A 26869-nucleotide genomic window follows, 5' to 3' on the forward strand; every position below is an offset into this window, starting at 1 on the left:
GGATTGGCGCTATTTTTTATTATTCTATTTAGGCAGTGTTTTATTCTTATTAAGATAAAGTAATTAGCTCACTTTCTAATAATTTGGCTTCTGCTAACCAATTTGAGAAAATATGACTTCTTTCTTTGCTTTCTTGTAAGTTTTTGTCTAATTCTTTTAATTGACTATTAAGATTAATGTAATTAGCAAAAAAATTCTCTGCAAATTCAGGCGATTTAATTAAATCGGTTAAATCTTTTCTTTGAACGTTAAATCCCTCAATCATATCTGTAATAGCTTTTTTAAACTGCTCTTCTTTTTTATATTTATCGTAAGAATCCCAGACCTCAATAGCGATACCAACAAAAGCTAAAGCAGCATTTGCCCCTTTAGCAAATTTTATCGCACCATAAGGATTAAATTTTAAGTACTTACCTACATCAAGACCTAATGTTTTTGCTATGGTGACAATACCATCACGAGTGGCAATGATTGTTTTGTTGTTAATAAAATTACCTTTGAGCATATTATTTACGCCCATTTTTCCTAATGATTTTATCGTCGTATTAAAATGGTTAATTTCATTATCAAAAGTTATTTGCATTTTTTCTATTTCAAGATTAATTACTCCCATCTGGCTACGGAATTCATTTTGTAATCGGCTATTAATCACAATGCCTTCATCACCAATTTCGCGCTCAAAAAACTCACCAAAAGTTTCAAGACTACAACCTTTTGCTTGTATAATTAAATCCGTGAAATAGCTAACCACAAATCTATCTAACGTAATTTGTGTTTCACTAATCTGATTTTTAGTATTTAGCATTTGACTTTCTAATCTATTATAGGCTTTTTCAAGTTGAATAACCTCATGGGAAATAATTTTATTGGCTTCAATTGCTACGGGGAGTTTTTTATGAAGAATATCACTGATAACTGTAGTACGCATTTCCGCATCTAAAGCATCACTTCCTCCATTTTGAATAATTTTTTCCGCTGTTGCTGTTTGTAAACACTTAATATGAGAAAGAGCTTTAAATTGTTCAATATTCTCAAGCCAGTAATTAATACCTTCATCAAAAGGATTAGCGGCAACAGCGACAATCGACAATGTACTGATTTCTTCCGATGTAAGAGAGATCATATCTTGTAAACGACTAATCACGTTTTGTTGCTTTATTTTTAGATTTTCTTGGTAATCTTCTTCATCTTCAACATCAGAAACTTCATCAAAGCGGCTTAAAACAAAAACGGTTCTTGGTAATAAATTAAGTGTACGGAATAGCCAATACATATCTTCTTTATGGCTGTCTTTAATTGGATTAGTTGAGTTCATGACATAAAGAACTAAATGGGCATCACTGACATACTTTTTAGTGAGATCTTTATATTTTTCTATCTCAAATGTTTGTGCATTTTGCTGCTCTTTAAAACCAAATAGCCCAGGAGTATCAATCAAGACAAATTCTTCTCCTATCTCATAAACTTTGACTTCATTAGATGATTCTTGGTGGCTAATTTTCATCGTGGATTTATCTAATTTCTCCATCCACGCAGCTGCAATCGAAGTTTTTCCTTCAGAAAATCCGCCAATTAAAGCAACTTTTAATTTTTCACCTGCAATATTGGCAATATTATTTTCTAATTTTTGAATTAAAGATGGTTCAATAGGAACACCAGCTTGAATTCCTTGTTGTAAAAAACACAGTAACCTTTCTAATAAACTCAAAATTTGAGTTTGTTTTTCATTGAAATTCTTAATTGTATGCTTCATTAGAGATTACCTTCTATTTGAATGTTTTGGGCTAAATTTTTTAAATTTTGATTTGAACTCTGCAATAAGGTTGCTGTTTTTCTTATTTTAATAATAGGCTCATCAAGTGAATTTTTTATAAAATTAATGTTAGTTTCAATATCAGGCAACAATGAATTTAATTTCTTGTGCAACTCATCATTAATATATTTTTCAATATTACGTAAATTTTCATCAGTTGATTTTTTCTGCTGAGACATTTTATAGCTACTACTAAAGTATCCAAAAAGTGCTTTACCCACAGAAACAAGCATGGTTAATGCTGAAGCTCCTGCTATCCACAGGCTTGCACCGCCCGTAACGGGAACTAATGCTAATCCCACTAATGAACTTAATAAACCAACTTTATTTATTCCATTATCAATATTAATATCAAGAGTAATATTTTTATTCACGTTATTACTATGCAGTCTCTTCGTTATATCAATTAAATCTTTAGCCTGATCTTCATAACGTTGAAGTATTTCCGCCGCTTCATTATGAAAACGTTCAATACGAGCTTTTATTGCTTCAGAAAATGAGGTTAAAAGCACCTGTAACTCTTCTTCAATATATTGATTTAAGATTTCTTTAAAACGGTCATTACTAATATCATCTTCAATACGAGAATAGGTTTTTCTTCGTACCTTTTGTAATAACTCACGTATAATATTAGCAATATTACCGTTTAGCTGTGTTTTCATTACTAGAAAGCTTGAATCTAATAATTTTTTTGAATCTTCACAGGTAATAGAAATCTCATCAGCAACTTTTTGATAATCTCGTTCTATCTCTTCTAATCCTTGAATCGTGTTATTAAGTGCTTCCTTTGTTTTATTAAGATTGGCACGATAAATTTTATTTTGACTATCAGGTAATAACTCATGTTCTAATAAGTCAATAAAATCAAGTATCCCTGTACGCTCTAATAATTCATATTCCAGAAAATCTTGTAAGAATTTATTTCGGCGTTTTGCATTTTGAGAACCAGGAACTAAGCAATCTGTTGACGCTAAAAAAGCAGGTAATGCGGTTAAAGAAACAACCTTTTTATAATGGTGCCCCAGTTGTTCACGCATGATTTCATCTAATCCTGCTAGGCTGCTTAATTCATCTTCGGATAATAAAGAACGATTCTTTAATGACAATTTGGGATTTGTTATTTTCTTATTGAAAATAGACCATACTTCAGTTTGTGCATTTAAGTGTAACTTAATTTTTTCTAACGTTCCTATACGGCCTTCATCACCAGTTTGTGGTGGCGCTGCTTTATTAGTGATATAAAATACAGCATGAGCTTGCTGAACGGCATCTTCTATCTGCTTTAAAACAAGCCCTTCTTTTCCTTCAATACCGGGAACATCTAACAATGAAAACACATTCTCTTTTAGTTTTAAATGATAGCGCTTAGTTTCTCGAGTAAAGTCAGCTTGACCATCACCAATAATTTTACCGTCAGCATATTGAATGAGTAATGCGCATTGTTGTTCTGATAGCGTTTTTAATTGTTGCTGTTTTAACGTTAGCGCTAATTTTTCATTTTCTAAAGATGTTATCTTGTTTTTAATTTGAGCTTTTTCTTGTGATAATTTATCGTCTAGGTTTGTTAATTTGCTATATAAAGGCTTCTGTTTTTCTTTAATCAATAATGATTGCTCATCATGTTTTTGACGTAATAGATTACGCTCTATACTATTTAGAACAATCTCGCTTTCCAAATCAACTAATATAAGTTCTTCTGGTAATTTTTTGAAAAGCAATAATATTTTTTGCCATAACGAAGCGTTACTTTTATATTCTTCAATCTGTACATTAATATTACTGATTTGCTGTAATATGGCTGAGTTTGTATTCTCTTTTTGCTCTAATTGATGTTTTATTTCATTCAGTTGATGAGTATGCTGTGCATGCACCTCTTCAATTAATTGCTGAATATCGTGTTTTTTTTGCGCATAAAGATGATTAAGATCATGAATTTCTATTGAAAATGCTTCTAAATCTTGCTTAATTTTCTCAATGTATTGTTGATTTTTTTCAATATCATTTAAACAAAATTGATAGCTTGTCTGTTGCTGTCGATATTTTTTTTGATTCTCAACTTTTTCAGATTCTCGTAATAGGATACGCAAAGTTTCAATTAATGTAGATTTACCCGCCCCTGTTTCACCATAAAAAGCAATCGTAAATGTATTCCACTCTGCATTTTTTTGCAGTGAGGCGAGTTCATTACTTAATAAACCTTGAAAGTTTTCTAATTTACTGCGAGCAATATTTTCTGCGTTATTTAAATTTTCATCTGATGAGAGGCCAGTCATCGAATGTATGATAATGGCTAATTCATTATTAATTTTTTTATATATATCACTAGGATTATGAAGTTTAAATGTCATTATTTAAGCCAGCTAATATAGATATAAGTTAATTTTTCAAATCATCATAATCATATTTTATCATTAAGATAAATATTATGATAATAAATTGTTTTATTATTTTGTTAGTAAAAAGTAACGTTATTAACACTCTAGTAATACTCATTTTAAATGTATTGATTAACGGAAAAGCTGAATATTTGATTTTAATCAAACCTATTTGCTTTTAATCATTCCGTAAATATCAAAGTATAAATTACTAACATTAGTTTACACTTAAAATAGATTGTCATATTAGGGTAAATGTTCATATTTTGGGTTGTAGCCAAAATAGATATGCCATACATAATAGAAAATGTATTATCTAAAACTATCATAGTGGATCTTATTTATTTAATAGGAACATCTACAACTAATGTGGATTGAAGTACAGTCGGTGAGTTATTAATTGCTTAGCCCTGATAAATAAATATATCAGGGCCAGTTAAAAAATTAACGATATCCGCTACGATGGTTTTTAGCTGACCAACTATAGGTTTCATCACTCGGGGCTAGTTTTTGTTTTTTCTTGAGGGCTTGTGCTTTTTTTGTGGCTTTTTCAACTTCGAGGGAGATTTCGGTAATAATGGAATCTTTGGTTCTGTTCATTTCAGCATTTGTTAATTCACGTCCGAACTTCTTTTTTTCTTGGGCTATTCGGGTTCTTACTCGCATTTGTTGGGCGTCTGTCATTTCTTGGAGTGTCAGTTTCTTCATTCTATTACCCTACCTATGTTGAGTGAGGAGATAGTAATATAACATTATTAATGTACCGCTCCAGCATTATATTTAGATTTAAAGTCATTAAAATGCTGATCATAGCGAGAAAATGCATTACACACTTAATAGAATGTAATGCATAAAAATAAGAGATAAGTTTAAACAGAAAATTTAAATTAATTGAAGGAATGCGGTTTTAAATCCATCAATGTCTTGCTGTGTTGTTGCCCACGAAGTACAAAGACGTAAACAACTCAAATTAGGATCTTCAAGTAAAACACGATGAAAAACAAATTGTTGTGTTAATTTTTCTGCAATTGAGTTCGGTAAAATAACGAAAACTTGGTTAGATTCTGGTGGTGCTAAAAATTCAAAGCCTTGTGCAGTAAAGAACGTCGTTAATTGTGATGCCATTTCATTAAGGTGTTTGCCTAATTTAAAATAGAGATCATCTTTAAATAAAGCGCCAAATTGTACGCCTAATAACCAGCCTTTCGCTTGCAATCCTCCCTTTTGTTTTAAGCTAAAACGAAAATCAGTTTTTAATGCTGGATGACAAATAACTAGCGTTTCAGCTGACATTGCACCGATTTTGGTGCCTCCAATATAAAAAGCATCCGTTAAGCTGGCGATATCTTCGATAGTCAGATCGCTTTGTGCAGACATTAATCCAGTGGCTAAACGTGCACCATCAAGGTATAACCACAACTTATTCTCGTTACAGAAGTTACGTAGTGCTTGTAATTCTGCTTTGCGATAAACCGTACCAATTTCTGTGGCATTGGTTATATAAACAAGCTTAGGTTGAACCCAATGTTCATCATTATGCTCAGCAAGGATAGGTTTTAATAGCTCTGGTGTTAATTTGCCATCATCGGAAAATGTGGTAATCACTTTATGCCCTGTTGCTTCAATTGCGCCAGTTTCATGTGTCGCGATATGCCCAGTACTGACAGAAATAACCGCCTGATGTGGGCGTAAAAAATGAGAAATAGCGGTTAAATTAGTGATGGTACCACCATTAAAAAAGTGAATATCCGCATCAGGTTGTTGAATACGCTGTTTTATTGATTGAGCAGCTTGATGACAAAGCTTATCCATGCCATATCCATCATAGCGTTGCCCCACGGTATCAGTGATTGCTTTCATGACCGCGGGGTGTGCAATTTCATTATAATCATTTTGGAAGCGGTACATGTGTTCTCCTGTCGTATGTTGTGTTTTTATCGTGTTTTATAAAGAAAAACGCTCTACATCTAATCAATAGAAAGATTGAATGTAAAGCGTTTTAATATATTGAAAAAGTCAGTTATTTAATACTTATTATTTAAAGCAGACCTCGCCCCAACGCGCTAAACCAGCAGTAACTGATCCAAAGTCATTACCTTTAACAATTGGAATATTAGGCAGTTGTTGTTCAATAGCTTGGCATAAAATAGGTGAGCGTGCGGAGCCTCCCGTCATAAAGACAGCATCGGGTTTTATTCCTCCTTGTTGAACCGCATCATTAACCAATTCAATCATTTTGCTTTTTGGTGATTCAATAGATCCAACCATCTGATCACGTTCGATAGTTAATTCTAAGGTCTCACTTAATAATGCAATTTTAGCAATATACTCAGGAGAATCCGATAAAGCGATTTTAGCTTCTTCAGCACGTCGAACAATGCTGTAACCTAAAGTTTCATTATAGACTTCAATAAGGCGCGTTATTTTTTCTGGCTCTTTTGCGTCCCGTCTTAGCTGATTTAATACAGCTAGATTTTGACGAGAGTAAAAATCTTTTTGTGCTTCAACATTATTAATCGCAATAGGATCCCAGAACTGTTTCAGCGGTAATTTTATACCTGAAGATGTTAGTCCTGTCATACCAAATAATGGCATAAGCTGTTTAAAAGCAAGGTAAATATCAAGATCATTACCACCAACACGTTGTCCACTATGGGCAAGTAATGTCTTTGAACGGTCGGTTTTGCCTTGGTAACTTGGCCCCATTTGAATCAATGAACAGTCAGTTGTACCACCACCAATATCAACAACTAATACAGTTTGATCTTTAGTTAACGTCGACTCATATTCAAGCCCAGCAGCAACAGGTTCAAATTCAAACATAATATTCTTAAAGCCCGCTCTTTTAGCAGCACGGATAAGAATATTTTCAGCTTGTCTATTTGAAGCATCGCCGCCCAACCCATTAAAGTTAATAGGTTTACCAATAACGGTATCTGTGATCGCTTCTTGCGTGCTTTTTTCTGCTTGATGCTTAATATTTGCCATCATGGCGCAAACCAAGTCTTCAAAGAAGCTAATTTGTATATCATGTAGACCAGAAGCACCTAAAAAGGATTTTGGTGATTTAACGTAATAAACATCGCGAGGATCACGTAGATATAAACTTAGTGCTGATTGACCAAAGAGAATATCTTCAGGAACTAATTCAATACCTTCTTCTCGATTAAACGCAATCGACTTTCTTAGTAATTGTTCGCCAATGTCACTGGAAGGTTTAATATTTAAATGGCGAAATAGATGTTCAGAAACAGATTCACGGGTTGGCGCACAAAGGGTTGATGGAATATACACATCATTACCTTCTAAAGGCAAAAGAGTGGGTTTTCCCTCTTTCATCATTGCAACAGAACAATTCGATGTTCCATAGTCAAAGCCAATAAACATTCAGCCTCCCCAAAAGACTTCATTAAAAAAAGACTGAGCACTCTACATCAAGCTTTTTGCAATTACCATCAGATTATGTGGCTTAAAAGAGGAAAAATAAGTGAAGTCATACAGCACATTAGTGGCTTATAATGCAAGAAATGATAGTAAAAATAGTCATAAAACCCGCTAAAAGGCTTGTCCCAGAAAAGAGTAAAAATATGAATACAATTTACTTATGTATTATAGATATATCAGGCTATGAAGGACCTGATTTTATTTTAGGCGCTTTTGACAATAAAGACGCTGCTGAAAAAGCAAAAGCAGTATTTATTAAAGATAATCAAAGTGAAGACAATCAAATTAAAGTACTCGCAAAAAATGACCGATGGATAAAAATTGAAGAGATAAAACTAAGCAGTTTTAGTTGTGATATTCCTCTTTCCGATTTTTATTACATTGTTTCACGATTCAGTGAAGGTTTTGGTCAAATCTATCGTGATATTGACGCTATTTTTGATAACTATGAAAAAGCACTCGCTAAATTAGAACAACTCGAAAAAGCATATGATGAATCTGATGCTTCGTTCCCTGAATATTTTGCGATTGAAAAGCGACAAGCAAATCAAATTAATGCTAAAACCGTAACGCAATGGTTAGCAGATGACTTTTTCGGTGATGAAAACCGTTTATTGTGATGATTTTCTTCTAATTTTGCGTTGATAGTCGCTATTTACACCGAATCGTTCTTCTAAGAAATCAATAAATAGCGTTATCTTAATACTCCTCTATTTTTGAACAACCAGGTTATTATTTAGATCAGAGATAAAGTCATTTTTATCACAACTCATCGTTATTGTTAAATGTGGTTTTAATCCCCCTAAATAGCAGTCAACCGAGTCAGTAAATAAATGGAATAAACACCCTACTGCAATGGCTTTTAATTTCCATGATGGCAAGAACCATATAGCTAAGTAAATTAATGCAGCCCACACAGTATGTAATGGGTGAAAACCCACACTACAACGGTTAGGATCAAAAATAGGCGTGGCTAACAGATGGTCAATATCAATCGCCATTGTTCCTATCATAAGCAATGAAGCCATCTTCCAATTCTTACCCCAAAAAAGATAACCTAACAAAATAGGCGCTAAGAAATGTAAACTGTAGTGTAAAATTGTTCTGCTGATTTCAAATATCACAAGCTCTCCGATTCTTTAAAAATATTTGTCATTTAATTACCAAATAGTTGTTGTCTTTTTTATTTGAACTAAATTTAAAGGAGTTGTTTAATTAAGGAACTTATAATGAAACGCAATAAAATATTGATTGGTCTGTTATCCTCATTACTCGCTGTTTCTATGGCGAGTGAAGCCTGCTCTAGTTTAGCTATACTTGATAAAAATAATAATGTTTACCAAGGTCGAACACTTGAACTAAGTGCTGATTTACCTTCATGGGTTACTTATTATCCTAAAAATACACAATTCACAAAGAAAGCCCCTAATGGTGAAAATAGCCTCAGTTATAGCAATAAATATGACATATTAGCTGTCACAACAGATATTTTTTTTGATGGTGATGATCACAACTTATTACAAGGTTTAAATAGTGCGGGTTTATCATTTAGTGCAAATATGATAACAGACGCTGAATTATCACCACTTGATAAAAAGGATTATGATAAAGCGATTCCCGTCACTTCGCTAGGTGAATGGGCTCTAGCTAATTTCGCCACAGTCGAAGAAGTACAAAAAGCCGTTGAATCAGGTTATTTTTGGGCTCCGGTATTAAAAAATTTTGGCAACCTAAAATCACCTTTTCATTATGCTTTTTATGATAAAAAAGGAGGCAGTATTGTTATTGAAGCCTCAAATGGCAAATTACACGTTTATCAAAACCCAACGCGTGTAATGACGAATGGCCCAGATTTTCCTTGGCACTTAACTAACCTTAACAATTACAGTCAATTAACGAATATTGATAAATCTTCAGGAAAACTAGCAAATATCAATGTCGTACAGCCTGATAGTGGTATTGCAATATCTCAATTGCCTTCATCCGATACATCTGTCGGTCGTTTTGTTCGTGCCGCTTATTTTTCAACCTATGCACCTAAAGCGGGATCGACATCAGAAGCGATGAATACCCTAGCACACATTATGAATCGTTTTGATAGAACGAAAAATATCACGGCTGATGTGATGGGAGAAAGTCAAAGCACAAGTAGCCAATTACAAACAGAATATACTGTTTGGACAACGTTATCTGATTTAACGAATGGTGTGATGAAAATAAGAGGCTATAACAATATAAACTATACCGAATATTCTCTTTCACAATTTAAGGATATGAATAAACCTGTTTTTGAGCAGATTAACTTGAATAAATAATTTTTTATTGCTGTATTAGAGGTTGGCAAATGATTAACACAACCTCTAATACAATAATAAAGAAATAAATATTTTAGTGTGATACTGAATTAGGTAATGCTTTATCGATGTCGCCTAATGCAAATGCTAAATCAACAGCTGCAATTTGCGCGCCTGTATAAGCATCAATCTGAGACATTTGTGCATTTAATAATGCAATCTCAGCGGTATTAATTTCGGTGACGGTTCCCAGCCCATTATGATAAAACTCAACACTGGCGGTATAGGTTAATTGAGTTGTCTCTACTAAATTTTCAGATGCTTTATTCGCCTCAAGTGCTGACTTAAGTGTATTTTCACTTATTGAAATCTCTTTTATTGCCATATCTTGGCTTTTACGTAAATTCTCTTGTGCTAACCGAATCTCTGACTGTGCATTAGCCATTCGGGATTGACGCATTCCGCCTTCATATAATGGAATACTGACTCCAATTAGGATATTAGAAGATGAGGTTCTTTGGCTAATATCAGGAAGTCCTTGCACATCAAAGCTACCTGTTCCTCCTGCAAGGGCGCCAGCAAGATAAACTTTAGGAAAATAATCTGATCCGACTGAGTCAGCGGCCTTGATGGCAGCTTGTTGTAATTCATATTGCGCTAAAACATCAGGACGTTGTGCAAGTGCTTTTTTAATCACATCATGAGTTAATGGTGAAATATCATCAGGAAGTAAATTATCATCGGCATAATTAACGGTTATTTTCTCAAAAGGTGACGCTCCAATAGCAGACAGTAAAATTTGATATTGATCTTTTTCATGACCGTTGGCTAACACGCTTTGTAATTCAACTTGTGCAACTTGTTGTTTAGCTAATGCGACATCTAATACCGTTGCTAATCCCTTCGCCCTTTTTTGTTCAACGGCATATAAAATATCTTTGCTTCTCTGAAGGGCATTTTGCGTGATACTCACTTTTTTTTGTGCTGCACCATAACTAAAATATGCAACGGAGACATCATGAATAATTTTCTGGTGCATCAGATTAAAATTAAGGTTTGTTGCTAAAGAAGCATGCTTAGCCGCATCAACTAATGCCCCTCGTTTACCAAAATCAAAAATAAGCCATCTAAATGTGAGTGCGGGAATAAATGCACTACTCGATGTTTTTATATCATCAACAATAGGATTTTTAGGTAAATCGATTTTTCCATGTTGATACCCTGCAAGTGCAGTCGCGGCGATTATTGGCAAATAGGTGCTTTCTACCATACCAATATCCGTGGCTGATTTTTTTGCTAACTCCCACGCGATGCGGGTATCTGGATTGTTTTGTTGTCCTAAGTCTATAAGGTCAGCTAATGCATAACTGGATTTAATTGTTTTTTCTTGAGTTGATGATAAAAATTGCTCCGTTGATGAAGAAATATATTTTGTATTATCATAATTGATAGGATGTTGAGAGTACTGTTTAAATGAGCTGCTCGTGTCAATACAACCAACAAGTAATAGGCTTAACAGAGAAGATAGAATATTTTTCTTATTATTAATGACTAAGTTTATCATTATGATTTTTCTCTTATTAAATGTTTAAACACATGCTCTCTTTCATTTGTTGGCAATATTTTTAATTCATTATTAAGAATCGATTTTTTAAATTCATCTTTTGATTCTTCATGAGTATTTGAATAAGAGAGTTTATCTTCATAAATAAATTTATGAGCATAATTATGATAGCTAATGTAAGAAATTTTATTTAATGACATTTTGAAAAAAAACATTATATCCTTATTTCTTTCCCTATCTTCTTTTTCGAAAATGAGTAAGTCTATATCGTCTTTTGATTGTGTAATAGACTCATTTACAGATGAAACTAAATCTAACATATCATGTTTATTTGTTGAATATCTTAATTCAGTATAATTATCTAAAATAGAGCTAATTTGTTTGTATATTGTATTAATAATACTGGTTGGCCATACTTTTGTAAAAATAATATACATCACAATATTACCTAACAAAATCCCTAAAATACGATCAGACACTACATCCATATCAAAGCTAGGTTTAAATCCGTGTAATGTTGTTAATAAAAACGCTAACCCAACTTGTACACCAGCATAAGAGATGCGTTCATTACCAACAGCAACCCAAGCTGCAGGTAATAGACAGAAAAATATCAGCACCATTAGCTCAAAAATATCGGACAAATTAGGAATAATATAGAGCAGTGAAATCATGCCAATAAGTGCTCCAATTAGACAACCTGTGATACGCAAAGTTAATTTATGGACAGTTTCACCGACTGATGTTAATGCCACAACATAACAAGTGATCATAGCAGTATGAATACCCTGCCATTTAAAATAATCATAAAATATATAACATAGAATTGCCGCTATCGTAGTTTTAATTGCAAAGTACTTATGATTAGGGTTTGTAAACGCATCACTGACAAAAAAAGGTGTTTTTTTCTGTACAGGTTTAGTTTCTCTTTTATTAAATAAAATCTTATCAAACGTATTTAATAAGTGAATTTTACTTATTGTATTTTGCGTTTGTTGCTTGTTTTTTATTTTGTCTATTTGCTGATGTTTGAAGCAATCGACAAGATCTAAACATCTTTTAGAAAGAAGAAAACGTAGAGAAGTTGGCGTGTTTTTATCAAAAGTTAATGACATAATTAATATCTGGTAAGAATTATCAATGATATTTTCTAACCAGTGAATATCTTCTCTTCCTCGTAAATAAAATATTTTAATAAACATTAAATAACGTTTACATTCTGTCTGTGTACTCAGTAACTCACTGATTTCAAGTTGGCTTTCTTTTCTTCCTAAAAAGAAATCACTCGCGGTAGAGAAGCGTGTAGCGATTCTGTTCAACAGCAGTTTTCGAGGACTAATACCAACAAAAAAATTAAATAAAATCACTAATAGCATTGGCGATACCGCCATCAGTAACGCATAAAGGAGTGCTCTTGTTGCAACATCCCCTACGGGGATATCATCAATTAACGTCATCAAAAAAGCGATAACTAAAGCAACTAAATTACCAATATCACCAAGGCTACTGGCTGATGCTAAATACATAAAAACGGCTGAAAATAAAGCCATAAAAAAGAAGCGTAAAATAATATTTTGTATTGTGAGATTGAAAAGTAAAAAAATAACACACACAACAATAGAACATAAGATAATAACGCCGATAGATAATAATATATTTTGGACTGCATCGGCTTTGATTAAATAAATAATTAGATAGCAACTTATGGCAGATTCGGGAATTTCATAGATCATCGCAATGGCGGCCATTAAAGCGCAAAGCAGTGCGATGCGCCACGTCGTCGCTAAACGAAAATCAAAAGGCAACAAGTCTTTTTTAACTTGCTTCAGTATGAGAGAAGGTTTAACAATCATCGTCGTTAGCTATTATATTGACAGTGGCTGTCGCCCCAACCCGCATAAGATTTTCTGGTGGATTGGTGATAGTGACTTTTACAGGAAAGCGTTGTTGAACTCTAACCCAATTCAGTGATTTAGGTACATAAGGCAAGTCTCTAGGAATATTAATAAGGTCAGTTGACATGATCCCTCGACTAATTCCTTCGACTTTACCTTTAATAGGATGTTTATTATCAATCATTGAGTAGATAACCACACAGTTACCTATTTTTATATTATTTAAATCTGTTTCTTTAAAATAAGCTGAAGCATACCAAGTATCGGTGTCAATTAAAGTAAAAACAGATTGCCCAGAAATAATAAATTCACCAGGTGACAACACTAATCCTGCAACATAGCCATTACTGGGGGCTTTTACCTCTGTATTACTTAATTCCCATTCAGCCATTGCCAGTGAGGTTTTTAAGGATTTCACTAATGCCACTTCTGAATCGGTATTATTAATTAAAGCTTCTGAGGCAACGTTTTGTTTCTGTGCTTGTTTTAATGTGACTTCCGCATCATGTTTTAATGTTCTTGCATCATCAACTTGTTGTGCAGTGACAAATCCTTTTGCTAATAACGGCTCTAATCTATTGAGTGACTGCGTTGCTAATAATAAATTGACTTCGGCTCGTTTTATTTGTTCTTCAGCCACTTCTGAATTTGAGGTTTCTGCAATAATAATACGTTGTTTATTACTTAATGTTGCTTCAGCAATCATGAGTTGCTCTTTCGCTTGCTGAACTCTTAATGCATACATGGTGGGATCAATTGTAAACAGTAAATCCCCTTTATTGACTTTACTATTTTCTTTGACATATATAGCGTTAATTCGTCCAGGTACAGTTGCAGATATGTTAATTTTGTTAGCATCAATGATTGCATCTTCACTGAGTGGATTTAGTGCTGATAACTGAATATTTTTCCACAATAAGATAAGTGTGATCGTAAAAACAATCACAGTGATTATAATCGCTAACTTTTTTTTGATTTTTTTATCCATAATTTAATAAGAAAAATAAAATAAAGAGATAGTTAAAGAAATTGATAACAATATCGCAAAATAAAAAATCAAAGGGAGCGGTAATTTATCATCAATACCCAAATAGATAAGTAATACGCGTATAATCAAAGTTCCTAATAAGCCGATAACAGTACATAACATCCAATATGGGAAATAGGCACCCAACATAGTAATAAAAGGAGAATGGCCTTGAGAACAACCAGACAACAGCAATACAATGATGCTCAAGTGAGTAACACGATAATATTTTCTTATTATGTTCAAGGTAATGTACCTGTCATTTTTCGATAAGTTTTTATTCATTTAAATACTAAAGTATTTTTATTTACAGCTGTTTGATGAATTAATCTAAAACACTACATTGAATAGATGTTAGACGTTTTTTATATTTCAATCCATCGCTTTATCTTAAATTTTTCTTATTGAAAGTAGAGATCCGTTTTCAATATGACTGTAATTATGGGCGTTATCGGATTTTAAGAGTATAGTAGCTAATCTTTCAGCCTGACGAGATACTACGATTTTTATTATGGAATTAGCGTTTTCAGATCAAAATATTCGACATATTCTTGCTAATAACACCCCTATCATTGATGTGCGTGCGCCTATTGAATTTAATCAAGGCTCGATGCCTAATGCGATTAATCTGCCTTTAATGAATGATGAAGAGCGTGCTGCTGTTGGGACTTGTTATAAACAACAAGGTTCACAAAAAGCAGTTGATTTGGGACATCAATTGGTTAGTGGTGAAATTCGTGATAACCGTATCGAAGCTTGGCGCGAAGCTTGTAAGCAATTTCCCAATGGTTATATTTGCTGTGCTCGTGGCGGCATGCGTTCTCATATTGTTCAGCAATGGCTTAAAGAAATAGGTATAGATTACCCATTAATTGAAGGTGGATATAAGGCGTTAAGACAGACTGTAATTGAAATGACCAATGAATTGGTTCAGCGGCCTATTATCTTGATTGGTGGATGCACCGGTAATGGAAAAACGACTTTAGTGCGGTCATTACCGGAAGGTATCGACCTTGAAGGTATTGCACATCATCGAGGTTCGTCTTTTGGTCGCACAGTGGAAGATCAATTTCCTCAAGCGACATTTGAAAATCACCTTGGTGTTGAAATGTTAAAAAAATCACTGAAATATACACGCTGGGTGCTTGAAGATGAAGGTCGTGCAATTGGTGCTAATGGATTACCTGAATGCTTACGATCAAAAATGGTTGAAGCTTCAATCGTTGTTGTTGATGATCCCTTAGAACGACGCATAGAACGCTTGAAGGAAGAATACTTTGATCGCATGACTCATGATTATCTGGTCGCGTATGGCGAAGAAAAAGGTTGGCAAGCATACAGTGATTACTTGCATCATGGTTTATTTGCTATCCGCCGTCGATTAGGCTCTCAAAGAGCAATGGAATTAACTCAGTTGCTAGATAACGCCCTAGAAATACAGAAAAAAGGATCCACAACTGAGGCACATTTCTCTTGGTTAACCCCTTTACTTAAAGAATATTACGATCCTATGTATCGTTATCAATTAAGCAAAAAGGAAGATAAAATTATTTATCAAGGAAGTTATGAAGAGGTTATGCTGTGGTTTAAAAACTAATGGATAATTAAAATTTCTGTATTAACTACCTCTTATTTCAAAGAAAAGCCCCGTAACTTTATATTACGGGGCTTTTTAGGATCTATTTGGTCAAGCTTTAGTTCGATATAACCATAATCCTAAGATTATCATTAAACCGAAGAAAAAAGGTACCGCCAAAGAAAGCTCAAGGAAAATAAATCGATTAATGTTAATTCCCTGCCCTTTATTTGAGAATTGCAAAGCTAAAGGCAAAGCACATAACCCAGACAAAAAGCCGACCCCTATTAAGCGAAATAACTTAGTACGGTTTTCTTTTTGTATTGAATAGTCTTGTTTTCGCTGGTATTCAATATATTTCCAACATAAATAAAGTAGCCCTAGTATAGAACCTAAATGTTGTAATAATTTATAAATAGCAATCTCTTGGCTATTTGTCATTCCTTGTAATAATTGTGCTTGTAATACAGAAAAATATCTGACGGCGGTTCCTGTTTCGTGGGTAAAAGAATCCCATACAATATGCGTTACTGCTCCAATATACAGGGATAAAACAAATAGTATTAATACTTGAATTGTGGGTTTTATCGGTTCATATAGTGGTATAGGTGATACGCACTTTAATGGATTTCTCAGTAAATAATTTAGAATAAAGATCAGCAAGCAAAAAGGAAATGCAGTATAAAACCAACCTAATAAATCATGTGCCGTTGCTGCTGATTGATATAAACCAAAAGAATAGAGTAAATCGGGCGAAGTACTTCCTACAATTAATGCGGGTAAACTCAGTTTTTTTCCTATTCGGGACTGCTTTATGGGGAAAACAATAGAAGGATGTGAAAAAGTCCACGGCATAAGAATTATCTCTATAACAGGAAAATGAATAATAAGAATTAGTATGAGTATATCAGTAGATTAGCTAAGTTTTATCTGAGATTACAACGATTTTTAAGGTTAAAGGCGTTTATTGTCACTAGTAAAAAACGCCACTAATGGTAAGTGCATTAATGGCGTTTTTTATATCTATTTATTTTTTAAAGACCATTTTCTTAATAGTAAAGTAGCACATATAGCCATAGTGAAATTGAAGATCATACTAAAACTAAATGCAATCTTATATTGATTAATCATATTTTTTAATAGCGTGTGGCTGAGACTATCTAGTTGCCTTATTGGTTTTACTTTTTTGCATCTCTTTCGTTCTGCTGGACAACAAAAAAAGGTGAATTGTGATGCATAAGCTATTACATCGGATCGATTTGAATTTGTTAGTTATTCTTCAAATTCTGTTACAAGAACGTAGTGTTACATTAACGGCAAAATGGTTGTCTATTTCACCTTCGGCAGTAAGTAAGGTATTGACTAAAAAATAGTGTTAATCAGTTTATGCATAAAAACACTTATTAAAAGCTTTACTACTATTTATATAAATTGTGCCTTATTGTGCTATCTAAACCTTCTCTTAATCTTTTTTTAATTATATTGCGGATAATAAACAATAAACTTTTATTAATGTGCGATTTAGTTATTTAAAAGAGAATATAATGGATATCAGTTTAAAGTGTATTACTTCAGATAATTATGAAGAAATTAGCCTGCTTGAGGTGGAAGAATACCAAGAAGACTATATTGCTTCTAATATGTGGTCTTTAGTAGAGGCGGCTTATAATGAAAACTATGTCGTTAGAGGAATTTATTTATCAAATGAACCGATTGGTTTTTTTATGTGGGTAAAAGAAAACGATCATAAAATCGCTATTTGGCGTTTTATGATCGATAAAGCATACCAAAATAAAGGTTTAGGAAGAAAAGCGCTTCATCTTGCTTTAAGTGAGATTAAGCAAAATAAAGAAATCAATGAAATTGAGATCTGTTATAACCCATTAAATCCTGTGGCTAAAAAATTTTATGGTTCTTTTGGTTTTGAAGAGATAGGCATGGATAAAGATGGGGATGATATGTTAGCTGTAATAAGAGTTATACAATGAAAAATATAAAAAACAAGAACAAACAAAATAAAATAGAATCGTTGTTGAATTCTATTTCTGATAATGCACCAGGTATTATTATATTAGCTCGTTTTGATGATGGTGTTATATATCAAGCTCAAAAAGGTCTTGCAAATATAACGCAAAATCAATTAATTGACGAAAATAGTGTCTTTAATTTGGCTTCTGTTTCAAAGCAATTTACTGCTTTTTCTATATTGCTTTTAGCTAAAGAAGGAAAATTATCACTTGATGATTCCATTCTTATCTATTTACCTGAGTTATGTGCATATGCCAAAGCGATCACGATTAGCGATTTAGTTTTCCATACCAGTGGGTTAATTGATTATATGGAATTAGCGTTTGAACGAGGCATTTCTTATACAACACCGCTTACGCCAGAAGAAAGTTTTGCTGATATCGTAAAGCAAACAAAGACCTATTACCCTATTGGCAGTAAATTTGAATATAACAATACTGGATATTTTTTGCTGTCTCAGATCATTGAGCGAGTAAGCCAGCAACGATTTTCAGTTTTTGCTCGAGAGCGTATCTTTGAGCCATTACAAATGAACGATACTTTTATTGTTGAAGAATATCCTACAATAAATCCTATTGTGTCTGGATATGCGAAAAATGCGCAAGGACACTATGAATTATCAGAAAGTCCATGGACGCATACTGGTGATGGCGCAGTACATTCAAGCGCAAGTGATTTAATGAAATGGGGTGAAAATTTTAGTACAGCAAAAGTAGGTGATGCCGAGCTTATTGCAAAAATGACACAACCTTTTTCTAATTTTACGCGTGACGGTAAGTTAGTCATTGATTATGAAGCTTATGGATTTGGTCTTTTTATTAATCATACTCTAGGTGAAATAAGCTTTGAACATTCAGGGGGATGGATGGGAACTTCAACCTATTTTATGCGTTTTCCACAATCAAAACTTACTCTTACAGTGCTTTCTAATCGTGAAAACTATGATGTTGATTTACTTGCAACTGAAGTGGCAAAAACTTTGCTTAACTAGTTGGCAAAAAATAGAAAAGGTGCAATGCACCCTTTCTATTTTATTTTTTTAATTTAGATAGGAGAATTATAACCCCATGATTTTTCTATTCTTAGGATATGAAAGCGTATAATTTAGAGGTAATGATCTTTCCTCTTTTGCACCTAATGTAATATCCCATTTAATTTCGCCAGTATTTTTATCAAGCTCGCCATCTTTATAAACCGCATCTGCGACAGTGATATTATTTTCTTGGCTAAGTGGTAATTGATCGTAAATAGTGACTTTGACAGGAGCGTTGTAAGTGTTTCTGACTTTAATAGTATAACTCTCTTTTTGTTCAACTGTTGTACCAATAAAAATCGGCTCTTTTCTTATCTTTTCATTATTAATACGGCTAATTTGAATATTTTTATCTATCCCAAATGGAATGCTAAGTAACTCTGTTAATTCGTTAGTATTAATATAACTATTACCAACAAAGCTATTCATATAGTAGATATTCGCACGACCATTGAGTAAATTTAAGTTTTCCCAATCTTTTACTTCAGCTTGTAAATAAACTTCTTCAACTAATTTGGGCGTCGTTAAATAGCGATAATCTGCAACAACTTCTTTTTGATTAATCACTAGTGTATTAGGTTCTGTGCTATTTTTTAAAGTGTAAGGTAACGCGATAGTATGGCTTAAATTAATCCCATTATTGTTGGTTGTTACATATCGTGTTACACCTTTATTTAATTGTTTTTCATAGCTTTCTTCTCTCATTGCTGCGGGAGATGGTGCTACTGGAGATGCCATCTCCATGCTCATACTTTTATTTCTAAATTTAGCATTATCATTGTAAAGAGCGAGATACCATGGTGATAAAGTTGGTGCAGTAATATTTAAAGATGGATTTGTGGATGTTAAGACTAGTTTTACTTTATCCCAATTGAGTCCTGTATGTTGAATAACATCCGCCTTGTAGGTGAGTAATATCGGTTTATCCATTCCTTGGCTTCGAATATCATAAGCCGGCGACCATCCGGCATCTGGTGTTATATAAGAAATACGCATTTTACTGGTTAGATTTTTTGATGTGCTTAAAGATAAAACAATTTGTGTTTTCTCTTTTGCGATAGTTGGCATATCAATTTCTATTTGTCTGCTTAATTCTTCAGATTGTTCTGTTAGTTCAGCAATTTCTTCACGTGCCATATTTTGTTTATTTAGAATAGCAGTCATTTTTTGGCTAATAAAATCAAATTTTTGCGATGAGTGTTCTAATGACTGAGTTTCATCATGACCAAAAAATGATTGGTCTTTTAATAAAGCAATCTGTTCATCACCCACACTAATATTGATATTTAATCCTTCAATTTTCTTATTAATATCTTTTTGCTTTTCCATCAATATTGCAATTGCAGAGGGATAACTAGGGGCAATAGGAATTTTTTTAACGTTAATTGTGTTAATAATCACATCATCATTATCAATACTAATTGATAAACTTTTAGGATCAATATTGTTTGCAACATTAGATAAAACAACGTCACTCTGCCCTGCTGGTAAATTGAGTGTTATATCATTATCTAGTTCAGCACCCCGTAAAAAAAGAGTTGCTTGATTGAGTTTTATATCATAACTAAGTGGTTTGGTTGGCTCTATTGAATTGATTTCATTAGCAAAAACACTCGTTACACTAACAATAGATAATGTAATCATCGAGAGTGTAAGTTTATTGGGTATAATCATCATTTTCATTCTATCCATAGGTGATGAGCAGCATTAGTGTGAACTGCAACATAGAGATGCGCTGTTGTACAAGTATATTTAGATAGTATTGCATCTCTAATAAATTAGATAACAGAATAAACTTAAAGATCTAATAGGTAAAAAAGGTAAAAAAATAAATAAAACAGTGTGTTATCGCTTTTAATAAAATGAATATTATAAATAATAAGGATTATCTTAATGATAGATAGATATTTAGCTTTTGTTGGCTTTATATGGACTTATTTAGATAAAAATAAGAGAAAGTATTGCTAATAAGCAATAAAAAAGGCAGTTTAAAAAACAAACTGCCTTGGATAAAAATATTGTTATTGGTTTTTATTTAACAACTTCACCGCTGTCGATAACCGTTTTACGTACTTTATTGGAGAAATCTTGTGCTTCTTTAATAATGGCTTTTTCATCAAGGGTTAATAATTGGCGATCTTCCATTAAGATTTTTCCATCAACAATGGTATGGCGAACATTGCTTCCATTTGCACCATAAACTAATGCTGCATAAGGGCTATACATTGGCACCATATTAGGTGATTTAGTATCAACAACAATAATATCTGCAAGTTTTCCTGATTCTAAAGATCCCAGTTTATCTTCCATGTGTAATACTTTTGCTGAACCTATTGTAGCCAACTCGACAACAGTTAATGGTGGCATAGCAGCACGATCTTTATTCTCTAATTTATGGATTTTACCCACGAGATTTAGCTCATTCATGGTCGTTAGCGTATTACTTGACATTGGGCCATCAGTGCCTAAACCTACACGAACCCCTTTTTCTAGCATTGTGACAACAGGCGCGACACCTTTTGCTGATTTAGTATTTGCGCTTATATTATGAGCGACACCAACATCATATTTTTTCAGTAAATCAATATCTTTATCGTCGACCATAATTGCGTGAGCCGCGATCACTTTATTATTTAACGCTCCGATATCTGCCATATATTGAACGGGACTTTTCCCGCCAGTACGTTTAGCGATTTCTTCTTGTTCACGGTCGGTTTCAGCTAAATGGATCATAACAGGAACATCAAGTTCTATTGATAACTTAGCAATTTTCTGAAGGTTTTCTGTGGTATTGGTATAAGGGGCATGTGGTGCAAATGCTGGGGTAATACGAGGGTGATCTTTATATTCTTTAATAAAGTTTACTGCGTATTGGATACCTTCTTCTGGTGTGCTCGCATCAGCAACAGGGAAATTAATAACAGATTCTCCTAGTACCGCACGATTCCCCATTTTATCCACAGTTTTAGCTACTTCATCTTCGAAATAATACATATCAACGTAAGTTGTTACGCCACCTTTTACCATTTCGATATTTGCAAGATCAGCACCTACTCTGACCATTTCGCGTGAAACCATTTTGCTTTCAAGTGGGAAAATATAACGGTGGAGTCTGTCTGGCACATCATCAGCTAATGAACGAAATACAGTCATCGAACCATGAGTATGGGTATTAATTAAACCCGGCATCACAATATCACCATCAACATCTAATACTTTATTAGCTTGATATTCTTTAGAAAGCTCAGGACCACCAACGGCAATAATTTTATTTTCTTTTACGACAACAGTACCCTGCTCAATGATTTTATTTTGTTGATCCATAGTTAGAACAGTGCCGTCAACTATCATCAAATCAGCCTGTTTTGCTGCATAACTAGAAAAGGAGACAGCCATGACAGCCAAAGCAAGCATAGATTTAGAAAATGACATTATTACCTCTCGTCGTGATGGGAAAATTTCCCTAAGATTATAGATAAATTCATTGGTTTTTGATATCAATTGAAAGTGAAAGAGATCACCGAATAAATAATTAATTAAAGTTATTATCGCATTCGTTGCCTAAATTTCTTGCAGTTAGTCTTATCAATCAAGGAGTGGTTTAATGAGTAAAACGTTGCAACCTGGTGAAAATACATCCCTTAGCGAAAATAAAGGGCAAGTTAAAGTATCTCATGCAGTAGGTGATAATCTTGATATTAATCTGACAGCATTTTTAGTAACAGGATCAGGAAAAGTCGTTAATGACGACGATATGGTGTTCTTTAATGCACCTCATCACTCCTCTGGGGCGGCTTCATTTATTTCACCGATAACGCAAGGCTCAACAGTTATTCATAGTATTGATTTTGATTTTTCTCGTTTACCTGCAAATATTACTAAAATAGCAATTACATTAACGCAAGATGGTAGTGCTGGTGGTTTTGCTGTTGTTAATCAGTTAAAAGCACAAGTGTTGATAAATAATGACGTTATTGAGTTAGTACCAAGCCAGTTTTCACAAGAGACAGGTATTATTGTTTTAGAACTTTATGTTCGAAATGGCCAAAATAAAGTTCGCGCTGTTTGGCAAGGTTTTGCTTCTGGACTTGCTGGCTTATGTAATCTTTATGGTGTTGAAGTTGAAGAGCCTACTCCCGTTGTTACGCCACCTCCGACGCCTATTAATATACAAAAAAGTGTAGTTAAACTGACTAAATCTGATAGTAGTCATCGTGTTTCATTACTAAAAGGCAATGATGCGCCTAAACGTATTTTAGTGAGTGCGACATGGATAGATAATGGAGATGGAAAAGATAATGATGATTTAGATCTTCGTGTAGGAATTTTACGCCCGAATGGTCAAATGTCTATTATTCAAGCTCCAGATAAAAGTGGTGCTTTTAATTCAGATCCTTTTGTCTTCCATACTGGTGATGTCGTGAGTGTTAGTCAAGAACAACCTGGTTGCGAAACAGTTGAAATTAACCCTGCTATTTCCCAATTAATGGGCGGTAAAGTCGCGTTGGTTTGTAGTGTTTACTCTGCGATTAGTAATGGTTGCGTTTCTGTTGCCTCATTAAAACCAACAATGCGTATGGAATATGGAAATCAAGTTGTTGAATGTTCTTGTGAATATAAGAAAGGCTTTTTCAATAATATGATTTATACCTATGTCATTGGTATTATTGAGATTGACCAAGATAGCATTACATTAAAACCATCAGGTGTAACATCAAGAGTAGGCAGTGAAGCGACACCTTGGTTAACACGTAATGGCGATGAGCTTAAATTAACGATGGATGGTCCTCATGTTTTTAAAGGGAAGAAACCAAGTATTTTAGGCACAAAGCGTTATGTCTGATCTCATTTTTAACGAAGACATAAGTTAAAGTTTATCTTAAAGAAAAACGGGCAATAATCTCTATGCCCGTTTGTTGATTAAAAGCATTTATTACTGAGTAAATTAAACGCGTTTTTTTTGTTGCAAAAACCACTTATCTAATTCATTCGCAAAAAGTTGGCGGTCACGTTGACTTAAACTTGCAGGACCTCCAGTTTGAATACCACTTGCTCTCATCGTATCCATAAAATCACGTATATTTAAACGTTCTCGAATAGTGGCTTCAGTATAACGTTCACCTCTTGGATTCAGAGCGACTGCGCCCTTTTCTATAACTTCAGCAGCTAAGGGAATATCAGCGGTAATAACCAAGTCATCTTTATTGGTGCGGCGAACAATTTCGTTGTCAGCGACATCAAACCCAGCAGAAACTTGTAATGTGCGTAAGAAAGGTGATGCGGGTACAATTAATCGTTGATTAGCAACAAAAGTAATAATGATTTTTTCTCTATCTGCTGCACGATATAACACTTCTTTGATTACTTTTGGACATGCATCAGCATCAACCCATATAGGCATAACAACACTCTCTTTGTTATTCAGTATTAAATGGTCTGTATTTATGACGTTTAAAATAACACATTAATAGTGACTGCTCCCCACCGTAAACGGTGAGGCTTCCCACTTCTCAAACCGCAACCCTCTGTACGACGGATTTACACTGGTCTCCATGGGCTGAAACGACGAGTCCCGCCGCTTGTAATTCCAATATGCCCTTGTGTCGGATATTGATTGCCGCATTGATATCTCGGTCATGTTCAACTCCACATTCAGGGCATTGCCAGATACGCTTATGTAGTGGCATTTCTGACATTTTATGACCGCAACAATGACAGGTTTTCGAACTGGCAAACCATTGATCCAGTTTTACCAGATGGACGCCTTTTTCTGCGGCTTTGTATTCCAGCTTTGTGATAAAACCATGCCAGCCTGCATCACCGATAGCGCGAGCCAGACAGTGGTTTTTCATCATATTCGCCGATTTCAGTGTCTCGACAATTACCGCTTGGTTTTCGTCAATAATTGCACGAGAGAGCTTGTGTTGAAAATCAGCACGGGCATTGGCTACCCGTAATTTCACGATGTAAACGCGCTTCAATCGGTGCGATTTTCGGGATTTTTATCGCGCCATCAATGACTTTGATCCCGACACAATGATAGCTAGATTGTCTGCCATGCTTACTTTTAAACGTGGGAAAACGGGCTTTTAGTTTCGGATTAAAAAAGTTGGAGAAAGCCACGTCAAGGTTAATCACCGCCTGCTGCAATGCTATGGAGTCATATTCTTTAAGCCACCCATATCTGCGGGATTTTTTCGCCACTGCAAGCAGCGGTTTAAGGTCTTTACGCGGGTTTAAATTTACGCCGTGCCGCTGGTAAGCGTCTTTCTTGATGTGCAGCGCTTTGTTGTACGCAAAACGAACCGCACCGAACTGAGCGTTGAGATATTCAGCCTGTTCTGGTGTTGGGTAGATGCGTACTTTTGTTGCTCTTAATATCATCAGCGCTCATTGATATAATGTTTTTATTTTAACATGTTAGGGCAATATATCAATTGAGTAATCATGATGATTTACTGGCGGGAACCCTCAGAAAGCGGCACAGTGTCAGTAAACTGGTCGTGCATCTGATCTTTACGACAAAGTATTGACGTAAGCTATTGACAAATGATCGCTCAACTGCGTGATGCATTTGACTCCGCTGCGGCAAAACTTGAATGCGAAATTATTGAGATGGACGGAGAGCCTGACCATGTGCATCTGCTGGTTGCTTACCCGCCAAAACTGGCGGTCAGTGTGATGGTCAACAATCTGAAATCAGTATCGTCGCGCCTGCTGCGCCAGCAAAACACACATTTACGGACGCAAAGTAAAACGGGACTTTTGTGGTCAAGGTCGTACTTTGTCTGTAGCTCCGGAGGGGCAACGATTGAAACACTCAGAGCCTACGTTCAGAGCCAGTCAACGCCTGATTGATCTTTAAAGCCCTGCGGGCTTTTCGCCTTATATCCTCGCCCGCACTGGGCGAGGATATAAGGCGTTTTTCGCTAACTAAGTGATTGAAGTTTTACTCTTTCTCGTTTTTCTGACTGTTGATTAGCCCAGATACTGAGTAATATCACGATCATTCCCAGTATTTGTAAACTCGTTAATTGTTGTCCTAGTAATGCCCAACCTAAAATAACTGCACTTAGTGGGCTTAAAAAGCCTAATGAAGCCACAGAGCTTGGGCCTAATAATGCGAGCCCTCTAAACCAGAAAATATAGGTTAATGCGCCACCAATTAAGGTTAAATAAGCCAAGCCTAAAAGGTTAATACCTGTTAATGAAGGTAATGCAGGTTCAAATAATAAGGCAAAAGGTAATAATACAGCACCACCTGCGGTTAATTGCCAAGCTGTAAAAGTTAAAGGTGTAACCGGCGGTTGCCAACGACGACTTAATACAGTACCTGTTGCCATAGAAAATGCGCCTCCTAATCCTGCAATTATTCCGATAGGATCGAGTGCTGCATTTGGTGTCAGAATGAGTATTGCTACACCAAAAATGCCCCCTAATGCGGCTGAGATAGATAACCAGGATAGGCGCGTTTGTAATAACCAACGAGATAAAAATAAAACAATTAAAGGCTGCACCGCCCCTACTGTTGCAGCAACGCCACCGGGTAAACGATAGGCTGAAATAAATAATAACCACCAAAACAGTGAGAAATTTAAAATACCCAAAATAATTACACGTAGCCACCATATGCCCTGTGGCAGTTGTCTCATGATAATTAATAATAAAATTCCTGCAGGTAATGCACGCAATGCAGCTAATGTCATGGGAACATTAGCTGGCAACATTTCCGTTGTCACAATATAAGTGCTCCCCCATACAATGGGAGCCAATGCCGTTAATAGTAATGTTGTGTATCGATTCATAAAATCACTCGGTTA

The 26869-nt window shown here is 34.6% G+C and carries 22 protein-coding genes and 3 pseudogenes; 8 read left to right on the top strand and 17 right to left on the bottom strand.

All coding sequences use genetic code 11. From position 1 onward, the window contains the following. Positions 1 to 49: 49 nt before the first annotated feature. The 5 genes from SB028_RS09270 to yegD form a co-directional block, all read right to left on the bottom strand. A complete protein-coding gene (locus SB028_RS09270) occupies positions 50 to 1753 on the bottom strand; it encodes a LeoA/HP0731 family dynamin-like GTPase (RefSeq protein WP_069369174.1) in 1704 nt (567 codons plus the stop codon). After that, positions 1753 to 4161, bottom strand: coding sequence for an ATP-binding cassette domain-containing protein (locus tag SB028_RS09275; protein WP_069369173.1), 2409 nt, complete (start codon positions 4159 to 4161; stop codon positions 1753 to 1755). Before SB028_RS09275 ends, SB028_RS09270 begins: the two co-directional genes overlap by 1 nt. 471 nt (positions 4162 to 4632) lie before the next feature. Then, on the bottom strand, positions 4633 to 4896 hold the full coding sequence (locus SB028_RS09280; RefSeq protein WP_069369172.1) for a DUF3811 domain-containing protein: 264 nt from the start codon (positions 4894 to 4896) through the stop codon (positions 4633 to 4635). A 174-nt stretch (positions 4897 to 5070) separates the two neighbouring features. Continuing rightward, a complete protein-coding gene (locus SB028_RS09285) occupies positions 5071 to 6096 on the bottom strand; it encodes a threonine aldolase family protein (protein WP_069369171.1) in 1026 nt (341 codons plus the stop codon). A 126-nt stretch (positions 6097 to 6222) separates the two neighbouring features. Beyond that, positions 6223 to 7575, bottom strand: coding sequence for a molecular chaperone (yegD, locus tag SB028_RS09290; protein ID WP_069369170.1), 1353 nt, complete (start codon positions 7573 to 7575; stop codon positions 6223 to 6225). Positions 7576 to 7775: 200 nt separating this feature from the next. Here yegD and SB028_RS09295 point away from each other — a divergent pair, with 200 nt between their 5' ends. After that, positions 7776 to 8252, top strand: coding sequence for a hypothetical protein (locus SB028_RS09295; protein WP_069369169.1), 477 nt, complete (start codon positions 7776 to 7778; stop codon positions 8250 to 8252). 90 nt (positions 8253 to 8342) lie between these two features. Here SB028_RS09295 and SB028_RS09300 read toward each other — a convergent pair whose 3' ends face one another. Further along, the gene (locus tag SB028_RS09300; RefSeq protein ID WP_069369168.1) at positions 8343 to 8756 is read right to left on the bottom strand and encodes a DUF6122 family protein; all 414 of its coding nucleotides are present in this window, start codon (positions 8754 to 8756) and stop codon (positions 8343 to 8345) included. A 102-nt stretch (positions 8757 to 8858) separates the two neighbouring features. Between SB028_RS09300 and SB028_RS09305 the strand changes: the two genes are divergently transcribed. Beyond that, the gene (locus SB028_RS09305) at positions 8859 to 9947 is read left to right on the top strand and encodes a linear amide C-N hydrolase (protein ID WP_069369167.1); all 1089 of its coding nucleotides are present in this window, start codon (positions 8859 to 8861) and stop codon (positions 9945 to 9947) included. 73 nt (positions 9948 to 10020) lie between these two features. Here the strand turns inward: SB028_RS09305 and SB028_RS09310 are convergent, their stop codons facing one another. From SB028_RS09310 to SB028_RS09325, 4 genes are read right to left on the bottom strand one after another with little or no spacing between them, the layout of a single operon-like run. Beyond that, positions 10021 to 11490, bottom strand: coding sequence for a TolC family protein (locus SB028_RS09310; protein ID WP_069369166.1), 1470 nt, complete (start codon positions 11488 to 11490; stop codon positions 10021 to 10023). Beyond that, positions 11490 to 13343 carry an FUSC family protein gene (locus SB028_RS09315; protein ID WP_069369165.1) on the bottom strand — a complete coding sequence of 618 codons (1854 nt, stop codon included), beginning with the start codon at positions 13341 to 13343 and terminating at the stop codon, positions 11490 to 11492. Before SB028_RS09315 ends, SB028_RS09310 begins: the two co-directional genes overlap by 1 nt. Beyond that, the gene (gene mdtN / locus SB028_RS09320; protein WP_069369164.1) at positions 13333 to 14373 is read right to left on the bottom strand and encodes a multidrug transporter subunit MdtN; all 1041 of its coding nucleotides are present in this window, start codon (positions 14371 to 14373) and stop codon (positions 13333 to 13335) included. The genes SB028_RS09315 and mdtN overlap by 11 nt, the downstream gene beginning before the upstream one ends. A gap of 3 nt (positions 14374 to 14376) precedes the next feature. After that, positions 14377 to 14697, bottom strand: coding sequence for a YtcA family lipoprotein (locus tag SB028_RS09325; RefSeq protein WP_318860122.1), 321 nt, complete (start codon positions 14695 to 14697; stop codon positions 14377 to 14379). Positions 14698 to 14923: 226 nt separating this feature from the next. Between SB028_RS09325 and mnmH the strand changes: the two genes are divergently transcribed. After that, positions 14924 to 16009 (top strand): tRNA 2-selenouridine(34) synthase MnmH, encoded by a 1086-nt coding sequence (gene mnmH / locus SB028_RS09330; protein ID WP_069369162.1) that lies wholly within the window; start codon positions 14924 to 14926, stop codon positions 16007 to 16009. Positions 16010 to 16099: 90 nt separating this feature from the next. On the opposite strand, the gene SB028_RS09335 is transcribed toward mnmH, so the two are convergent. Further along, complete coding sequence (locus SB028_RS09335) at positions 16100 to 16843, bottom strand: DUF4184 family protein (RefSeq protein WP_069369161.1); 744 nt, start codon at positions 16841 to 16843, stop codon at positions 16100 to 16102. Between the two features lie 374 nt (positions 16844 to 17217). Here SB028_RS09335 and SB028_RS09340 point away from each other — a divergent pair. The 3 genes and pseudogenes from SB028_RS09340 to SB028_RS09350 form a co-directional block, all read left to right on the top strand. Then, positions 17218 to 17355: pseudogene (locus tag SB028_RS09340) on the top strand (DNA-binding transcriptional regulator); the annotation flags it as partial. A 177-nt stretch (positions 17356 to 17532) separates the two neighbouring features. Continuing rightward, entirely contained in the window at positions 17533 to 17976 is a 444-nt protein-coding gene (locus SB028_RS09345; protein ID WP_069369160.1) for a GNAT family N-acetyltransferase, read from the top strand. After that, positions 17973 to 19007, top strand: a complete 1035-nt coding sequence (locus tag SB028_RS09350) for a serine hydrolase domain-containing protein (protein WP_069369159.1) — start codon at positions 17973 to 17975, stop codon at positions 19005 to 19007. Before SB028_RS09345 ends, SB028_RS09350 begins: the two co-directional genes overlap by 4 nt. 66 nt (positions 19008 to 19073) lie before the next feature. Here the strand turns inward: SB028_RS09350 and SB028_RS09355 are convergent, their stop codons facing one another. Together SB028_RS09355 and SB028_RS09360 are read right to left on the bottom strand one after the other, a co-directional pair. Next, the gene (locus SB028_RS09355; RefSeq protein ID WP_248620659.1) at positions 19074 to 20726 is read right to left on the bottom strand and encodes a DUF4139 domain-containing protein; all 1653 of its coding nucleotides are present in this window, start codon (positions 20724 to 20726) and stop codon (positions 19074 to 19076) included. Between the two features lie 354 nt (positions 20727 to 21080). Beyond that, positions 21081 to 22481, bottom strand: a complete 1401-nt coding sequence (locus SB028_RS09360) for an amidohydrolase (protein ID WP_069369158.1) — start codon at positions 22479 to 22481, stop codon at positions 21081 to 21083. Positions 22482 to 22653: 172 nt separating this feature from the next. Here SB028_RS09360 and SB028_RS09365 point away from each other — a divergent pair, with 172 nt between their 5' ends. Then, entirely contained in the window at positions 22654 to 23892 is a 1239-nt protein-coding gene (locus SB028_RS09365) for a TerD family protein (RefSeq protein WP_069369157.1), read from the top strand. Between the two features lie 102 nt (positions 23893 to 23994). Here SB028_RS09365 and SB028_RS09370 read toward each other — a convergent pair whose 3' ends face one another. The 3 genes and pseudogenes from SB028_RS09370 to SB028_RS09380 all read right to left on the bottom strand — a co-directional run. After that, the gene (locus SB028_RS09370) at positions 23995 to 24450 is read right to left on the bottom strand and encodes a YaiI/YqxD family protein (RefSeq protein ID WP_069369156.1); all 456 of its coding nucleotides are present in this window, start codon (positions 24448 to 24450) and stop codon (positions 23995 to 23997) included. A 109-nt stretch (positions 24451 to 24559) separates the two neighbouring features. Continuing rightward, complete coding sequence (locus SB028_RS09375; RefSeq protein ID WP_318860123.1) at positions 24560 to 25012, bottom strand: RNA-guided endonuclease TnpB family protein; 453 nt, start codon at positions 25010 to 25012, stop codon at positions 24560 to 24562. An 88-nt stretch (positions 25013 to 25100) separates the two neighbouring features. Beyond that, positions 25101 to 25430 (bottom strand): annotated as a pseudogene (locus SB028_RS09380) (helix-turn-helix domain-containing protein); the annotation flags it as partial. Between the two features lie 56 nt (positions 25431 to 25486). Between SB028_RS09380 and tnpA the strand changes: the two are divergent. Continuing rightward, positions 25487 to 25907 (top strand): annotated as a pseudogene (gene tnpA, locus SB028_RS09385) (IS200/IS605 family transposase). Between the two features lie 71 nt (positions 25908 to 25978). Here tnpA and SB028_RS09390 read toward each other — a convergent pair. Further along, complete coding sequence (locus SB028_RS09390) at positions 25979 to 26854, bottom strand: EamA family transporter (RefSeq protein WP_069367193.1); 876 nt, start codon at positions 26852 to 26854, stop codon at positions 25979 to 25981. Positions 26855 to 26869: the final 15 nt, after the last annotated feature.

Origin of the sequence: Proteus vulgaris (assembly GCF_033708015.1) — a bacterium.
Lineage (GTDB): Bacteria > Pseudomonadota > Gammaproteobacteria > Enterobacterales > Enterobacteriaceae > Proteus.

What these genes read in the sequence shown, in the direction of transcription:
- SB028_RS09280 (WP_069369172.1), bottom strand. Translation starts at nt 4,896, where the DNA reads ATGAAGAAACTGACACTCCAAGAAATGACAGACGCCCAACAAATGCGA.
- SB028_RS09270 (WP_069369174.1), bottom strand. Translation starts at nt 1,753, where the DNA reads ATGAAGCATACAATTAAGAATTTCAATGAAAAACAAACTCAAATTTTG.
- mdtN (WP_069369164.1), bottom strand. Translation starts at nt 14,373, where the DNA reads ATGGATAAAAAAATCAAAAAAAAGTTAGCGATTATAATCACTGTGATT.
- SB028_RS09345 (WP_069369160.1), top strand. Translation starts at nt 17,533, where the DNA reads ATGGATATCAGTTTAAAGTGTATTACTTCAGATAATTATGAAGAAATT.
- SB028_RS09275 (WP_069369173.1), bottom strand. Translation starts at nt 4,161, where the DNA reads ATGACATTTAAACTTCATAATCCTAGTGATATATATAAAAAAATTAAT.
- SB028_RS09365 (WP_069369157.1), top strand. Translation starts at nt 22,654, where the DNA reads ATGAGTAAAACGTTGCAACCTGGTGAAAATACATCCCTTAGCGAAAAT.
- SB028_RS09360 (WP_069369158.1), bottom strand. Translation starts at nt 22,481, where the DNA reads ATGTCATTTTCTAAATCTATGCTTGCTTTGGCTGTCATGGCTGTCTCC.
- SB028_RS09370 (WP_069369156.1), bottom strand. Translation starts at nt 24,450, where the DNA reads ATGCCTATATGGGTTGATGCTGATGCATGTCCAAAAGTAATCAAAGAA.
- SB028_RS09355 (WP_248620659.1), bottom strand. Translation starts at nt 20,726, where the DNA reads ATGATGATTATACCCAATAAACTTACACTCTCGATGATTACATTATCT.
- SB028_RS09295 (WP_069369169.1), top strand. Translation starts at nt 7,776, where the DNA reads ATGAATACAATTTACTTATGTATTATAGATATATCAGGCTATGAAGGA.
- SB028_RS09390 (WP_069367193.1), bottom strand. Translation starts at nt 26,854, where the DNA reads ATGAATCGATACACAACATTACTATTAACGGCATTGGCTCCCATTGTA.
- SB028_RS09310 (WP_069369166.1), bottom strand. Translation starts at nt 11,490, where the DNA reads ATGATAAACTTAGTCATTAATAATAAGAAAAATATTCTATCTTCTCTG.
- SB028_RS09325 (WP_318860122.1), bottom strand. Translation starts at nt 14,697, where the DNA reads ATGAATAAAAACTTATCGAAAAATGACAGGTACATTACCTTGAACATA.
- yegD (WP_069369170.1), bottom strand. Translation starts at nt 7,575, where the DNA reads ATGTTTATTGGCTTTGACTATGGAACATCGAATTGTTCTGTTGCAATG.
- mnmH (WP_069369162.1), top strand. Translation starts at nt 14,924, where the DNA reads ATGGAATTAGCGTTTTCAGATCAAAATATTCGACATATTCTTGCTAAT.
- SB028_RS09335 (WP_069369161.1), bottom strand. Translation starts at nt 16,843, where the DNA reads ATGCCGTGGACTTTTTCACATCCTTCTATTGTTTTCCCCATAAAGCAG.
- SB028_RS09350 (WP_069369159.1), top strand. Translation starts at nt 17,973, where the DNA reads ATGAAAAATATAAAAAACAAGAACAAACAAAATAAAATAGAATCGTTG.
- SB028_RS09315 (WP_069369165.1), bottom strand. Translation starts at nt 13,343, where the DNA reads ATGATTGTTAAACCTTCTCTCATACTGAAGCAAGTTAAAAAAGACTTG.
- SB028_RS09285 (WP_069369171.1), bottom strand. Translation starts at nt 6,096, where the DNA reads ATGTACCGCTTCCAAAATGATTATAATGAAATTGCACACCCCGCGGTC.